At 36.5% G+C, this 15,347-nt stretch carries 15 protein-coding genes and 1 pseudogene; 13 read left to right on the forward strand and 3 right to left on the reverse strand.

From position 1 onward, the window contains the following. The first annotated feature begins 277 nt into the window (after nucleotides 1-277). The 10 genes from trpX to AB3I20_RS00565 all read left to right on the forward strand — a co-directional run bounded on the left by trpX (nucleotide 278) and on the right by AB3I20_RS00565 (nucleotide 10,868). Nucleotides 278-1,327, forward strand: a complete 1,050-nt coding sequence (gene trpX, locus AB3I20_RS00520; RefSeq protein WP_368026799.1) for a tryptophan ABC transporter substrate-binding protein — start codon at nucleotides 278-280, stop codon at nucleotides 1,325-1,327. Beyond that, nucleotides 1,324-2,208, forward strand: coding sequence for an ABC transporter permease (locus AB3I20_RS00525; RefSeq protein WP_067482217.1), 885 nt, complete (start codon nucleotides 1,324-1,326; stop codon nucleotides 2,206-2,208). Before trpX ends, AB3I20_RS00525 begins: the two co-directional genes overlap by 4 nt. Continuing rightward, entirely contained in the window at nucleotides 2,209-2,979 is a 771-nt protein-coding gene (locus AB3I20_RS00530) for an ABC transporter ATP-binding protein (RefSeq protein WP_067482215.1), read from the forward strand. A 458-nt stretch (nucleotides 2,980-3,437) separates the two neighbouring features. Next, nucleotides 3,438-4,295, forward strand: a complete 858-nt coding sequence (locus AB3I20_RS00535) for a shikimate dehydrogenase (RefSeq protein ID WP_067482213.1) — start codon at nucleotides 3,438-3,440, stop codon at nucleotides 4,293-4,295. 13 nt (nucleotides 4,296-4,308) lie between these two features. Next, the gene (aroF, locus tag AB3I20_RS00540; RefSeq protein ID WP_368026801.1) at nucleotides 4,309-5,334 is read left to right on the forward strand and encodes a 3-deoxy-7-phosphoheptulonate synthase; all 1,026 of its coding nucleotides are present in this window, start codon (nucleotides 4,309-4,311) and stop codon (nucleotides 5,332-5,334) included. A 25-nt stretch (nucleotides 5,335-5,359) separates the two neighbouring features. Continuing rightward, nucleotides 5,360-6,433, forward strand: a complete 1,074-nt coding sequence (gene aroB / locus AB3I20_RS00545) for a 3-dehydroquinate synthase (protein ID WP_368026802.1) — start codon at nucleotides 5,360-5,362, stop codon at nucleotides 6,431-6,433. Nucleotide 6,434: 1 nt separating this feature from the next. Next, complete coding sequence (gene aroC / locus AB3I20_RS00550) at nucleotides 6,435-7,601, forward strand: chorismate synthase (protein ID WP_270345416.1); 1,167 nt, start codon at nucleotides 6,435-6,437, stop codon at nucleotides 7,599-7,601. 54 nt (nucleotides 7,602-7,655) lie between these two features. Beyond that, a complete protein-coding gene (aroA, locus tag AB3I20_RS00555; RefSeq protein WP_071868422.1) occupies nucleotides 7,656-8,966 on the forward strand; it encodes a 3-phosphoshikimate 1-carboxyvinyltransferase in 1,311 nt (436 codons plus the stop codon). Then, nucleotides 8,959-9,468, forward strand: a complete 510-nt coding sequence (locus AB3I20_RS00560; RefSeq protein WP_067482203.1) for a shikimate kinase — start codon at nucleotides 8,959-8,961, stop codon at nucleotides 9,466-9,468. Before aroA ends, AB3I20_RS00560 begins: the two co-directional genes overlap by 8 nt. A gap of 215 nt (nucleotides 9,469-9,683) precedes the next feature. Next, nucleotides 9,684-10,868, forward strand: a complete 1,185-nt coding sequence (locus tag AB3I20_RS00565) for an LCP family protein (protein ID WP_095803671.1) — start codon at nucleotides 9,684-9,686, stop codon at nucleotides 10,866-10,868. Between the two features lie 175 nt (nucleotides 10,869-11,043). On the opposite strand, the gene AB3I20_RS00570 is transcribed toward AB3I20_RS00565, so the two are convergent. Continuing rightward, nucleotides 11,044-11,934 carry a hypothetical protein gene (locus AB3I20_RS00570; RefSeq protein WP_368026803.1) on the reverse strand — a complete coding sequence of 297 codons (891 nt, stop codon included), beginning with the start codon at nucleotides 11,932-11,934 and terminating at the stop codon, nucleotides 11,044-11,046. A gap of 81 nt (nucleotides 11,935-12,015) precedes the next feature. On the opposite strand from AB3I20_RS00570, the pseudogene AB3I20_RS00575 reads away from it, so the two are divergent. Together AB3I20_RS00575 and AB3I20_RS00580 are read left to right on the forward strand one after the other, a co-directional pair. Next, nucleotides 12,016-12,168: pseudogene (locus AB3I20_RS00575) on the forward strand (N-acetylmuramoyl-L-alanine amidase); the annotation flags it as partial. Between the two features lie 250 nt (nucleotides 12,169-12,418). Further along, the gene (locus tag AB3I20_RS00580) at nucleotides 12,419-12,850 is read left to right on the forward strand and encodes a DUF4231 domain-containing protein (protein ID WP_172843727.1); all 432 of its coding nucleotides are present in this window, start codon (nucleotides 12,419-12,421) and stop codon (nucleotides 12,848-12,850) included. 231 nt (nucleotides 12,851-13,081) lie between these two features. On the opposite strand, the gene AB3I20_RS00585 is transcribed toward AB3I20_RS00580, so the two are convergent. Further along, a complete protein-coding gene (locus AB3I20_RS00585; RefSeq protein ID WP_002295273.1) occupies nucleotides 13,082-13,339 on the reverse strand; it encodes a hypothetical protein in 258 nt (85 codons plus the stop codon). 162 nt (nucleotides 13,340-13,501) lie between these two features. On the opposite strand from AB3I20_RS00585, the gene bsh reads away from it, so the two are divergent. Further along, nucleotides 13,502-14,476, forward strand: coding sequence for a choloylglycine hydrolase (bsh, locus tag AB3I20_RS00590; protein ID WP_067482195.1), 975 nt, complete (start codon nucleotides 13,502-13,504; stop codon nucleotides 14,474-14,476). 538 nt (nucleotides 14,477-15,014) lie between these two features. On the opposite strand, the gene AB3I20_RS00595 is transcribed toward bsh, so the two are convergent. Further along, nucleotides 15,015-15,317 carry a DUF5960 family protein gene (locus AB3I20_RS00595; protein WP_271027236.1) on the reverse strand — a complete coding sequence of 101 codons (303 nt, stop codon included), beginning with the start codon at nucleotides 15,315-15,317 and terminating at the stop codon, nucleotides 15,015-15,017. Nucleotides 15,318-15,347: the final 30 nt, after the last annotated feature.

Raw genomic sequence — 15,347 nt, forward strand, 5'->3', positions numbered from 1 at the left:
GAAACAATAAAGCATGGCATAACTGGCGTAGATGAGTTGTATTGATGGCGAACTTTCCCATAGATACGACTTTTTAGAGAACAATCTAAAGTTTGTATCTATGCTAGACAAGAAATTTGACTACCGCATAGAGACTTCTATGCGGTTTTTTGTGCACTAAGGACAATACCGTAAAAGGAATTGTCCTTTTTTGTTGGGTTTGCTTAATATAAAACAATTTATTAAAACATTGTTATCGTTCATAGCAAAAATAACTAGTTATTAACAGGAGGAAAAAATGAAAAATAAACGATTGATAGCGGTCGTAGCGCTACTGGGAATCTACTTGATTGGTAGTTTCGTTTACGAAAAAATGGCTGAGACGAAAAGTGCAGCTCCAGCAACAACGGAAGTAAAAGAAATCGGTGTTTTACAATATGTCAGTCATCCAGCATTAGATGAAATTTATCGCGGAATCAAGGATGGGTTGAAAGAAGAAGGATTGGTTGAAGGAAAAAATCTTAAAATAAACTTTCAAAATGGTCAAGCCGATCAAAGCAAATTAGCGACGATGAGCCAACAACTTGTTCAATCAAACTCAGCGGCGCTGATTGGAATCGCAACACCTGCAGCACAAGCATTAGCAAATACTACAAGTGAGATTCCAGTGGTGCTAGGCGCTGTAACAGATCCAGTTGGGGCAGGATTAGTTGAGTCCTTAGATAAGCCGGGAAAAAATGTGACCGGTGTTTCTGATCAGCCGCCTGTCAGTGCTCAAATCCAATTAGCTACAACCTTACTACCACAAGCCAAAAGAATCGGAATTCTTTATGCGTCATCGGAAGATAATTCTAAATATCAAGTTGCGCAAGCGGAAGCTGCTGCAAAAGAAGCTGGTTTGACAGTGACAAAATATGCAGTACCTTCAACAAATGAAATTGCACAAACAGTTCAAGTCATGAGTCAATCTGTTGATGTGATCTATATTCCTTTGGACAACACGATTGCCAATGCGATGCAAACAGTTATCAAGGAAGCAAACAAAGAACAAATTCCTGTTATTCCATCAGTTGATACAATGGTTGAACAAGGTGGTCTGGCAACAATTGGGATCAATCAATACCAATTAGGTGTTCAAAGTGGCAAAATGGCTGCAAAACTTGCACTAGGAAAAAATGAAGCAGCTACGACACCTGTTTATACCTTTGATAAAGGTGATATTATCATCAATCAAGAGCAAGCAGCTCGCTTAGGTGTCACGATTCCTGAAGAGGTAAAAGAAAAGGCTAAAAGTGTGACACAGGAGTCAACAAAATCAACTGAAAGTTCAAAGGAGGAAGACAAATGATCGTCTCATCTATTTCACAAGGAATGCTTTGGGCCATTTTGGGTTTGGGCATTTTTATGACTTATCGAATTCTTGATTTTCCTGATATGACAACAGAAGGGTCATTTCCGTTGGGTGCAGCCGTTTGTGTGACTGCGATTACGAATGGGGTAGCACCGATTTTTGCTACACTTTTAGGAGTAGGAGCAGGAATGGTAGCCGGCTTGGTAACTGGTTTGCTTTATACAAAAGGAAAGATTCCCGTTATCCTTGCTGGAATTCTAGTAATGTCTGGTTTGAATTCAGTGATTCTATATGTGATGAAAACACCTAACCTTTCTTTATTGAATCGTCCCATTTTACAAGATAGTTTTCAAAGACTTCAACTACCAAATTATTTTGATACAGTTTTGTTAGGTTTAATTGCGTTAGGTGTGATTATTTCTATTCTGTTGTTTTTCTTCAATACAGATTTAGGTCAAGGATACATTGCAACAGGGGATAATGAAACGATGGCACGTTCTTTGGGAATTAAAACAGATCGAATGAAAATTTTGGGGTTAACGTTATCAAATGGGGTGATAGCTCTTTCTGGTGCATTAATTGCTCAAAATGATGGTTATGCAGATGTAAATAAGGGAATTGGTGTAATCGTTATAGGTCTTGCTTCGATCATTATTGGCGAAGTGATTTTTCAAGAGTTAACATTGGCGGAACGGTTGATTGCTATTGTTGTTGGTAGTATTATTTATCAATTATTGATTTTGATCGTTATTAAATTAGGTTTTGATACAACTTACTTGAAACTATTCTCAGCAATCATTCTTGCGTTTTGTTTGATGATTCCGCAAGTGAAAAAAGCGCTGAATCTAAAAACGGGCTTTGAGAAGGAGGCAAAATAAATGACAGCAATCTTAACCATCCAAAATGGAAAAAAAGTTGTGAATAATGGACTGAATGAAAATAAAGTTTTACTTGAAGATATCAACCTCTCAATCAATGAAGGAGATTTTATTACTGTCTTAGGCGGAAATGGGGCAGGTAAAAGCACGCTATTCAATACAATTGCGGGGACACTGCAACTTTCTCAAGGCAGTATTTTGTTTAAAGATCGAGTGATTACGAAAGATTCCGAAGAAAAACGTGCAGCGTTTCTGGCACGTGTGTTTCAAGATCCTAAAATGGGAACAGCGCCGCGAATGACTGTTGCTGAAAATTTATTGTTAGCACAAAAACGTGGACAAAAGCGTCCTTTACACCTGAGAAATTTAAAAAAACAAAAAGAATTTTTCTACCAATTATGTCAAGAAGTCGGAAATGGATTGGAAACACATTTAGATACGCCAGCAGGTGAACTTTCTGGCGGACAGCGCCAAGCATTAAGTTTATTGATGGCAACGATTCGAGTACCAGAACTATTGCTGTTAGACGAACACACAGCGGCTTTAGATCCTAAAACAGCGAAATCATTAATGGAACTAACCAACCGCCGAATCACGGAACAAAAATTAACTTGTTTGATGATTACTCATCGAATGGAAGATGCATTAAATTATGGAAACCGATTGATTGTTTTACAAAAGGGACGAATTGTTCAAGATTTGAATGCACAAGAAAAACAAAACTTATCAATGAGTGATTTGTTACAATTTTTTGAGGAAGTTCTTGATTAAAAAAGGTAAAAAAATGAGTAGTATTGAGAACCAAGCAAGAGTGTTGTGAATGTCTTCGCCAATGTTTGCGCAACATTGAGTCGTGTCTCCAACTTGTGGACGTTTTCTTCTGATTGAATCGGATACAATCAAAAGAAAGAGGTAAGGACTTCTATCTATCCTTACCTCTTTTTAGCTGGCGAAGTAGAATGAAAAAGGAATTGACAAGCTCCTTTCATTCGTCCTATACTTAGTACAATCTAAGACAGTTTAGGCGTTTCGTGAGGTTATACTTTGAGTGAAAATTAAATAAGTTTCATGAGATGCTTTACGTTTTGTGAATAGTTCAAGACATCTTGCCACGTAGTCGTTTACTGTACTTTTTGTTTAGTACGAAAACACTAGGTGGTTTTTTTATATTTCATGACAAGATAAATAAACAAAATAGTATTACTTTGGACAATCAAGGAGGACAAAGCGTGATTTCTGGGAAAACAAAACTTGCAGGTTTTTTTGCAAATCCAGCGGAACATAGTTTATCACCACGGATGCATAATCGTGGGTTTCAAGCTTGTGGTGTTGATGCGGTATATTTAGCTTTTGAAGTAGATCAAACAAATCTGGCACGAGCAATTGAAAGTATTCGCACATTGGATATGTTAGGTGTGAATTTGTCAATGCCTAACAAAACGACGGCTATCGCTTATGTCGATGAACTAAGTCAAGAAGCACAGTTGATTGGTGCAATCAACACGATCGTGAATCAAAATGGAAAACTGATCGGCTATAATACAGATGGTATTGGTTTTGTGAAAGCAATGGCAGAAACCGCAAAAATTAAGATAAAAGACAAAAAAATAACTATTCTCGGTGCTGGTGGTGCGGCTAAAGCAATCACTGTCCAGGCTGCTCTTGAAGGTGCTAGAGAAGTTGTTTTATATAAAAGAAAAAATGAACGATTTTTAACGGTGAAACGTGACTTTGAAAAAATTGGAGAACAGACTGATTCAATCGTACGAGTGGTTGATTATGCAGATGAGGAACAACTCGTACGTGACTTGCAGACGAGTGAACTATTAGTGAATGCAACAGATATTGGCATGGGTACAAAAGAAGGACAATCGCCGTTAGCAAAAGCTACCTTTTTACATGAAAACTTATTTGTGATTGATTTAATTTATTCACCAAGAAAAACACAATTACTAAAAGAGGCAGAAAAAATAGGTGCGCCTGCCTTTAATGGTTTAGGTATGCTATTATATCAAGGTGCAACGGCTTTTCATTTATGGACGAATCACGAAATGCCACTTGATATCATGAAAGATTTATTTGAATAAAGGGGAAAAAGAAATGATTATTATTATGAAACAAAATGCAACAGATGAACAAATTTCACAAGTCGTGAATCGTGTAAAAGAAGAAGGCTTAGCTGTTCAAATGAATCGTGGAAATGAGCAACAAATCGTTGGCTTAGTTGGTGATACTAGAAAAATTCAGGATGTTGCCTTTCAACGATACGACGGAGTAGAAGAAATTGTTCGTATTACAAATACGTACAAACTAACCTCGCGTGAGTTTCATCCACAAGATACAGTTGTGGATATTAACGGCGTCAAAATCGGTGATGGTTCGTTTGTCACAATGGCGGGCCCATGTTCCATTGAGGGCTTAGATCAAATTCGCGAAACAGCTCGGATGGCTAAAGCTGGTGGTGCGAAAATCTTGCGTGGTGGTGCATTCAAGCCAAGAACTTCACCTTATGCTTTCCAAGGGTTGGAAGAAGAAGGATTGAAATACATTCGCCAAGCGGCAGACGAACTTAATATGCAGGTCATCACTGAGGTAATGGATGAAGCCCACATTGAAATGGTGGCACATTATAGTGATATTTTACAAATTGGCGCACGAAATATGCAAAATTTCCGTTTACTTGAAGCGGTTGGAAAAACAGGCATGCCAATTGGATTAAAACGAGGGATTGCTGGAACGATTAATGAATGGCTAAATGCTGCAGAATATATTGCTGTTCAAAATAATAATCAGATTATTTTTATTGAAAGAGGTATTCGAACGTATGAAACGGCAACTCGAAATACGTTTGATTTAAGTGCCGTTCCTTTGATTAAAAAGCTTAGTCATTTCCCAATCATTGTTGATCCAAGCCATGGGACTGGAGTTTGGGATTTGGTTCCGCCGATGGCTCGTGCTGGTGTTGCTGCAGGTGCCGATGGCATGATTGTTGAAATCCACCCCGATCCGGTTAATGCTTGGTCAGATGGCCCGCAGTCTTTGAATGAAAAAACGTATCTGAAGATGATGGAAGAAGTGCATATTTTAGAAAAAGCAATGAAAGAAATTCGTGAATTAAATAGCTAATGACAAAGGAAATGCAGGTGTGAACATGAGTATTCAAGTAGAGCTACCACAACATTCTTATGAAATCATTATTGAAAAAGGTGCATTATCGAGAATCGGTCAATGGGTGAACGCTTTGTGGTCCCCACAAAAAATTTGTTTGATAACTGATAAAAATGTTGATTCACTTTATGCTCAAACAGTGAGTGACCAATTAACTAATGCAGGCTACATGGTAATCAAAGCTGTGATTGAGCCGGGCGAAGCAAGCAAATCATTGCAGCAAGCAGAAAAGTTGTTTCAGTTACTAACAGAAAAACAATTTACTAGAAGTGATGGCATCATTGCTTTAGGTGGTGGCGTAATTGGTGATCTAGCAGGTTTTGTTGCAGCAACGTTTATGCGTGGTATTCATTTTTTACAAATCCCGACGACTTTACTTGCTCAAGTAGACAGTAGTATTGGTGGAAAAACAGCAGTGAATACCTCGTATGCCAAAAACATCATTGGTGCATTTTGGCAACCTGAAGGGGTATTGATTGATCCGGATACGTTACTTACGTTAACACCAAGAAGAGTCAGTGAAGGATTAGCAGAAGTAATCAAATATGCTGCAATTGCTGACAAAAATTTATGGGAAACCTTAGTGAATATAAATGGACGAGAGGAAATAGTTCAGCAATCTGAACAAATAATTGAAGCGTGTTTAGCTATAAAAAAAACAGTAGTTGAAGCAGATGAATTTGATAATGGGCAACGACTAATTCTTAATTTTGGCCATACAATCGGTCATGCTGTTGAAAAAACTGCCGGTTATGGAAAGATTACCCATGGAGAAGCTGTTGCAATCGGAATGATTCAATTAACCAACGTCGCGGAAAAAAAGGGTTTAACGGAAACAGGAACAACGGAAAGTTTACGTGAAATGGTGCGGAAATTTGAACTTCCTGAAGAAACAACTGAATGGCAAGAGCGTGCATTATTTGAAGCTATCACTCACGATAAAAAAGCACGAGGAAATCGAGTGAAATTAATTGTGCTCAATAAAATTGGTGAAGCAACTATTTTGCCGACCCCCTTAAATGAATTAATGGATTATTTGAAGAAGGAGGAGAAATGAGATGCGCTTTTTGACAGCCGGAGAATCGCATGGATTAGAATTAACCGCGATTATCGAAGGATTGCCAGCAGGTCTTTTCTTATCTGTTGATGAAATCAATCTTGAACTAGCAAGACGTCAGGTCGGTTATGGTCGTGGTGGCAGAATGAAAATCGAAAAGGATCGAGTAAAAATTACTTCGGGTGTTCGTCATGGCTATACACTAGGTTCCCCAGTAACATTAGTTATTGAGAATAAAGACTGGAAAAACTGGCAAACTGTGATGTCGCCTGAACAAGTTTCTGAGAAAGATGCACCCCTGCGACAAGTGACTAGACCTCGACCAGGACATGCAGATCTTGTTGGGGGGATGAAGTATGGTCACCGCGATTTAAGAAATGTTTTGGAACGATCATCCGCGCGTGAAACGGCAATACGAGTAGCGATTGGAGCCGTTTGTAAACAATTGCTTAAGGAACTGGACGTTTCGGTTGCTGGGCACGTATTAGCCCTTGGAGGTTTGAGAGGTGAACTACCGGATAACTTGACAGTAGAAGAAATCAAACATCGCTCTGAAAATTCCGAATTACGTGTAGTTGATCCTAAAGTTGAAGCTGCGATGAAAGAGTTGATTGATCAGACGAAAAAAGCGGGAGATACTTTGGGTGGCGTAGTCGAAGTGCTAGTAGCAAATGTTCCAGCTGGGTTGGGAAGCTATGTCCATTGGGATGAAAAACTAGATGCGAAAATCGCCCAAGCAGTGATGAGTATCAATGCTTTTAAAGGTGTCCAGTTTGGCTTAGGTTTTACTATGGCAAACTTGCCTGGATCAAAAGTCATGGATGAAATCACTTGGGATGAAACGCGTGGATTTACTCGGCAGTCTGATAACTTAGGTGGTTTCGAAGGTGGCATGACCAATGGTGAAACGATTATCGTACAAGGAGTAATGAAGCCAATTCCAACTTTATATCGTCCGTTACAAAGTGTTGATATTCAATCAAAAGAAGCATACCGAGCAAGTGTTGAACGTTCTGACACGACAGCTGTTCCTGCAGCAAGCGTTATTTGCGAAAGCGTCGTGGCAACAGAGATAGCTAAAGCATTTTTAACAAAATTTTCTGCGGACACTTGTGGGGAATTAAAAGAAGCTGTTGACTTGTATCGCGATCGAATTGCTCAGTTTTAACGGCAACAAATAGTTTAGCTATTATTTCAGCTATGTTAGGAAGTGGGACAAAAGATGAAATTACTGACAAATCAGACGAAGCTCCGAGGCACTTTACAAGTACCTGCAGATAAATCAATTTCTCATCGAAGTGTTATGTTTGGTGCAATCAGTTATGGAGAAACTGTTATTCATAATTTTTTGCGGGCACAAGACTGCCTTTCAACGTTACAGCTATTCCGAAACTTAGGTGTCGAGATCACTGAGGAGATAGACCAAACTATTCGTATCAATGGAAAAGGGATTGAAGGATTACGTCCAAGTAGTAGTCCGCTAGATTGTGGGAATTCAGGAACAACGGTTCGGCTCGTTTCAGGAATTTTAGCTGGTGCGGCCTTCTCGTCAACGTTAATTGGAGATGCTTCGTTAAGCAAACGACCAATGAACCGAATCATTGATCCGCTGACTCAAATGAATGCTCGAATAACTGGGGCGACGGAGAAAGGTTTGTTACCTCTCAAAATCGATCAAACAAATCAATTAATACCAATCACATATGAAATGCCTGTTGCAAGTGCTCAAGTGAAATCAGCTATTTTATTTGGAAGCTTACAGGCAGAAGGTACGACAACAATTATTGAAAAAACACCTTCTAGAAATCATACAGAAGAAATGATCCAACAGTTTGGTGGGCGAATTCAGCAGTCAGGAAAAGAAATCACACTTGTTGGACCACAAAAATTAACCGGCTGTGAAGTAAATATTCCCGGTGATATTTCTTCAGCTGCGTTTTTTATTGTTGCAGGTTTGTTGTGTCCAGAAAGTGAAATTACACTAAAAAATGTCGGTATTAACCCAACTCGAACTGGCATTTTAGATGTAGTTAAACAGATGAATGGTCAAATCAAGCTAACGGAAGAAGATTCTGTTAACCAATCAGCAACGATTCAGGTGAAAACATCTGAACTTCAAGGCATCGAAATCGGAGGGGCAATCATTCCGCGACTGATTGATGAACTACCTGTGATTGCGTTACTTGCTACCCAAGCAAAAGGAACAACCCGAATTTATGATGCCGAAGAATTAAAAGTGAAAGAAACCAATCGAATTGATGCAGTGGCGACAGAATTAACAAAATTGGGTGCAAAAATCCAAGCGACAGAAGATGGGCTAATCATTGAGGGACCAACACCACTTCGAGTTTTCCAAAAAAAACAACAAGTTTCCAGCCATAACGATCATCGGATTGGTATGATGTTACAAATTGCTGCTTTGTTAGTCGAAACTGGCGAAATAGAACTAGCGGAAGCAGAAGCGGTAGCCATTTCATATCCTCAGTTCTTTGGTGATTTAGCTAAATTAGTCCAAGGTACATCAAATGAATAATTCGATTATACTTGTTGGTTTTATGGGGTCGGGAAAAACCACGATTGGCACACTCTTAGCAGAAAAACTTGCTGTTTCTTTAGTCGATTTAGATGAATTGTTCGAACAGAAATATGCGACTACGATTACACAATATTTTGAAAAATATGGCGAATCACACTTTCGTCAAGCTGAGACAAAGCTGCTTCAAGAACAATTGACTGTTTCAAAAGCACAAGTGATTTCTACTGGTGGTGGCATTATTTTAAATCAAAGAAATCGAACATTGCTAAAAAATGGTGGAAATGTTATTTTTTTAGAAGCATCAATTGCTGAGCTGTATCAAAGAGTTATTCATGACGAAAAAAATGTGAGACCTTTGGCACGACAGAAGACAGTTGCTGAATTCTCAGAACTATATCAGACTAGAAAAGCATTTTATCAAGAAGTAGCCACGTTTCAAATTGAGACGACGAACAAATCGCCACAACAAATCGTGACAGAAATTTTAGCACGCTGTTAAGAAAGCATCTCGAATGACTATTGGTAAATTGGCAAAGAAGAGTGGGGGAAAACAAGAAGTTTGTTTTGTCCTACTTTTTTACGAAATTGACTGAAAAAAAATAGTATTTCAAATAAAAAATCGTTATTTTTTATTAAATTGGACTTAAGTAGCATGCTTTTTATCGATAGGTAACGTATCCTTGAACTATCACTAGGTAATTAGGAGGAAATGCGATGAGTCGGATGGACCGTCACAATAAAAAAAACAAAGGGAAATCCTTAAAAAATAATACAGATAATCTCTTCGCTCGCCGTCAACGAAAACAGGATATTCAGCGAGAATCAGATCAACATGTAGAACAAAATCAAAGCAATCAGTCATTTTCGAATGATTTTGATTCATCAAACAACCAATTGAATCGACCATTTGATGAATACAATGAATATGAGCAATTGAATCAGCAAACAACTGAGAAAAAGAAATTTTTTCGGAAAAAGAAATCACCACAGCCACCACCAAAAGGACGAAAAAAACGTTCATGGAAGAAAATGCTTTTTGGTCTTTTCATTCTTATTCTACTTTATTCAGGTATTTCTTTTTTTGTAGGAAAATTTATGGCTGAGCATGACAGTAGTTTAGCTAATGCACCAGTTGAGACCTTTAATGGTGTTCAGTCAGAAAACGGAGCAAAAAACATTTTGATTTTGGGAAGTGATACAAGGGGAGAAGACGCTGGTCGGGCAGACACAATTATGGTTTTGCAGCTACGAGGTCCAGCGCACAAACCGAAGCTCGTTTCCTTTATGCGTGATAGCTTTGTTAACATTCCTGGTGTCGGGCAAAACAAAATCAATTCTGCTTATGCCTATGGCGGTGCAGAGCTAGTCCGGCAGACGTTAGCAGAAAACTTTGGAATCGAGTGTCAGTATTACGCAAAAGTTGATTTTCAGTCGTTTGAAAAAGTAATTGATGCGTTATTTATGTTCGGTGTGAAGCTAGATGCTGAGAAAGACCTGAATCTTGATGGTGTCGATATCAAGAAAGGGGTCCAAAAAATGGATGGCCATGTCTTATTGCAATATGCTCGTTTTCGAATGGATGAGGAAGGGGACTTTGGTCGTGTTAGACGTCAGCAACAGGTGATGAATGCAATTTTCAGTCAACTAAAAAATCCAATTAACTTACTTCGAGCACCTTATGCGGCTGGAAAAGCAATTGGGTATACTTCGACAGACGTCACCGCAACATTTATAGCTACTCATCTGCTTTCAATTGCTCGTGGTGCAACTGGCATCGATCGACTAAGCGTACCAGTTGACGGCTCTTGGGATTATGGTAACAGTGAGTATGCAGGAAGTGTCTTAGTCATTGATAATCAAATGAACCAAGATGCGATTACCACGTTTTTGAATGAATAATTTGAGTAAAGATAAGAGTGATTTTGTTATCAGATAGGCTCATAATGGAAGCAATTAAAAAAAATCCTAGGATGAAAAAATTCCTAGGATTTTTTTATTAGGGACTTTAGTCATTTTTTCGCAAAGCATGTAAAAAAACCACGCATTTTATGCGTGGTTTAATTTATTTTCGTTGCTAGTCCTCAAAGCCGCATAAACCATACGAACCTTGTGCCTCGGACAATGGAATACTTACAACCGAATTTGCGTTATTTAGCCCACGACAATTGGGATTATAGTGATATTTTCGACCAGAATCCGGAGCAATATAAACCATTTGTTGGTTTTGATTTTGCTGGGCTGCAGCTTGCGCAGCGGCGGCTTGTTCCGCAGCGACTCTAGCTTGTTCTGCTTGTTCATCGGCGATCCGCTTAGCTTCAGCTGCAGCCTGCTCTTCAGCGACACGTTTAGCTTCAGCCGCAGCTTTTTCTTCGGCGACTCGCTGTTCTTCAGCAATTCGTTTGGCTTCAGCGGCCTTTTCCTCAGCGACGCGTTTTTCTTCTGCTGCCTTTTTTTCCGCAGTAACGATGGTTTGTTCAACTTTATTTGTTCGTTCAGTTAATGCACTGCTTCCACCAGGGATTTTTCCAATCGCTGTCAACGCAATGTTTAGTTGATCTCTGGTTGGTTCTTTTTCCGCTTTTTCAACTTCTTGTTGTGCCTGTTTTGTTAAATTTTCTAGTTCTTTTTTCTTAGCTTTTTCTTTTGAAATCTCAGTAGTATCTTTAGTTGATGATTCACTTGTTTTTGATGACTTGGTTATGTTGGTCGAACTACTAGTGCTTTCTGTAGTTATAGCCGAACCAGTTCCACAGGCACCAAGAATCAGTGAAAGGGAAAAGATTATTGGCAAAAGCCATTTCTTGTATTGAACTCTTTGTGTTTGTTTTAGTTGCCAACCAACGAATGCAAAGAGTAAGGTACCCAATGTAATCGAGGCAGTTGCCTCCATATTAATTATTGATTGAAAGAATAAAACCATCCCAATCCCTGCAAGAAACCAAGTTACCCCATTTTTCTTTTTCATTTTTTCCTCCTAGATAATTTTTGCTCCCACTTATTGGCAGGTAGCGATAGTCGCCATATAGTTGTGTAAAAGTTATTTAAAGTTGGCTATCATGTATCTTTCAATATGCGTGATTTCCCTAATAAGAAAGTATACGTCATGATGCGTGCGACAAACGATCCAGAAGGAAATACTAAGGGTGGAGCACAAGATTTTCATGACAAGCGTTGGTATTTAAATATTCCACAACGATAAAAAATTCCCCCCTCTTTGAGGGGCGGTACATAAAAATTTATTATTTAGATTCTATAAACATGTACAACTTATCTAACAACAAAGTATATATTCTACAGAAGTAAACAAATAGCTTATATTTTAGGATGTACACAAATTGACAAGTATAATAAAACTTTGATAAAATACAAATGTTTTTTTATTTTTATGTGTGATTAGTTAGAACTTACTTAAATCCTATTATAATATTTTTGTTAATGATTTTAATAAAATGATTGGAGAGAAAATGATGGATCAAAAAGCGTTTATCGAATCTATTGATTCTACAATCGATAGATTAAAAAAAGAAATTCGATTTTATAATAGAGTAATTGCTATCGGAAATATTATAAAAATAGTCTTATCAGCTAGTATCCCAATATTAATTGATCAGGCTTCCGAACACAGGTCTTTACTATTGATTGTTTCAATTGCTTCAGCAATAATTACAATTATACAAAGTGGGATGTCTGCATTTAATTATCAAGATAAAGTACAGACTTCGACAGAGTTATTAATGAAAATTGAAAAAGAAAAGTTGTTATATATAACGAAAACATCCCCATATAATAAAACAGATGAAGAAAATTTCCATTTAATCGTTACAACCCTTCAAACTGAATTAAATGATATTATCTCTGATTTTAATCAAGTTAATAACTAAAAATTTATTTAATTATAAAGTAGTGCAGATAGTACTAATTGTACAATTAAGAAAAGAGATAAGACTTTACATTCCTAAAAAAATGTAAAGTCTTATCTCTTTTCTTAATGCTATAAATTCATAATAACATTATGGACAATAAATTTAAAATTTATTCAGACTGTAGACAAACTCCTAAATTTAGAGTGTTGTTTGCAGTCTGACGACTCAAAAATGAGTCGTATAAATCAATTATAGTAATAAGTCATTGATTTCTTTAAATTCTTTATCAAGTTCTTTTTCATCATATTTTTCATATTTATCAGCTTCATGAAGAACTTTTTTAATTTCATGAATAGCCTTTCGTTCAACTAACCATTTTTTTAGGTTATGTTTTTTTTCTGGATTTTCAGATAACGTATCAAGTTCGTCTAACTCTTTATCCAGTTTATTGACAACAGAAACAATTTTGTTTACAACTTTTTCTTCTTTGTTTTCTAAATTTGACATTTATCTTCACGTCCTTTTTATTTGATAATTTAAGTATAGAACTTTGATATAGTTTATACAAATAGAAACGCTTCTTCGTGTATTCTGTGATTTTCTTTTGAAATGAGGAAAACTTTGGAGTAAAATGAACGTGGACAGAACAATATTTAGGAGGAATAAACTATGTGTACGTCTATTACTTATGTAACAAGTGATCATTATTTTGGAAGGAATTTTGATTATGAAATATCTTACAATGAAGTAGTCACTGTTACTCCAAGAAATTATAAGTTGAATTTTCGAAAGGTAAATGATTTGGATACTCATTATGCAATGATTGGTATTGCCGCTGGTATAGATGACTACCCTCTTTATTACGATGCGACAAATGAAAAAGGATTGAGTATGGCTGGGCTAAATTTTTCTGGGTATGCTGATTATAAAGAAATACAAGAAGGGAAAGACAATGTATCTCCTTTTGAATTTATTCCTTGGATTTTAGGACAATGCTCAACAGTAGGAGAAGCTAAAAAATTGTTAAAAAATATCAATTTAGCAAATATAAATTATAGTGATGAACTTCCTTTATCCCCTTTACATTGGCTATTAGCTGATAAAGAAAAATCAATTGTCATTGAAAGTATGAAAGATGGACTTCATATATATGATAACCCTGTGGGCGTTCTTACCAATAATCCTTCATTTGACTATCAATTATTTAATTTAAACAATTATCGTGTCTTATCGAGTGAAACTCCTAAAAATAATTTTTCAAATCAAATAAGTTTGAATGCCTATAGCCGCGGTATGGGAGGGATAGGCTTGCCTGGAGATTTATCCTCAGTATCTCGTTTTGTTAAAGCGACTTTTACGAAGCTGAATTCTGTATCTGGAGATTCAGAGTCAGAAAGTATTAGTCAATTTTTCCATATCTTAGGTTCAGTAGAACAACAAAAAGGTTTGTGTGATGTTGGTGATGGAAAATATGAATATACAATTTATTCTTCTTGTTGCAATGTTGACAAAGGAATATATTATTATCGAACATATGAAGACAGTCAAATTACTGCAATTGATATGAATAAAGAAGACTTAGATAGTCATAAGTTAATTAGTTATCCAATTATAGAAAAACAACAAATTAAATATATAAATTAGTTAATGTGTTGTGATTGATTATTTAATATAGATATAATACAAAAAGGCAAAGATATTTTCAAAACATTTTTTCTTGATGTGATATCCTTGTCTTTTTTGTAATGTTTTTAACTTATTGCTTTTGCAAAATTTATTTACCTGTTTTCTGGATCAACGATAGTGTATATTATGCTATCCTTGTTTGGATTTTAGGACGTTTAAAGAGGCACTTTTTTACATAACTTAATCTATAGACCTTTTAAGCATGCTGTGAGATAATAATAAAGAAGAGTTTAAAGCGCACCCCAAACCACTTCCCCATAAGTGTTTTACGCTTTAAACTCTTTTATATTTGAATTCACTAAGAAGCATACCATATTTTTGAAAAAAAGTGAGAAAAAAGGCTTATAATTAGGATTTAGAGTAATTAATTAGATGTTTATTTTATAGGACTGATACTATAGATTACAAATAGTATCGTATTTCGCAATCTTAAAATTATCTTCTTACTATGAATAAGATAATAAAATTTGTATTTGTCCTTTTTAGGTAACTTATTTTAATCTATATACCTTTCTGGATCAACGAAAGTATAATTTATATAGTCATAACGTCGATGTTTTTGGCGAACATCGGGGACATCTGTTTTAACATTAAATAAAAAATAGATTGACTTGCCAATTCTACTCTTAGATGCCGAAATCTTAATGTATTTTTTTTGACTATAATATAAATTGATTAGCAATCTATCTTCGATAGCTTCAAATATGATTTCAGTACTCCAAAATTTGTACAAGTCTTTAACGAATTTATGTGTTGGGTCATAGTTGAACCACAGATAGACTCCATCAATTGCAAACATAAGATCACCTCGAAAATATTATACGAACAA

The sequence above is a fragment of the Enterococcus sp. C50 genome (assembly GCF_040887505.1).
GTDB classification, from domain to species: Bacteria; Bacillota; Bacilli; order Lactobacillales; family Enterococcaceae; genus Enterococcus_B; species Enterococcus_B thailandicus.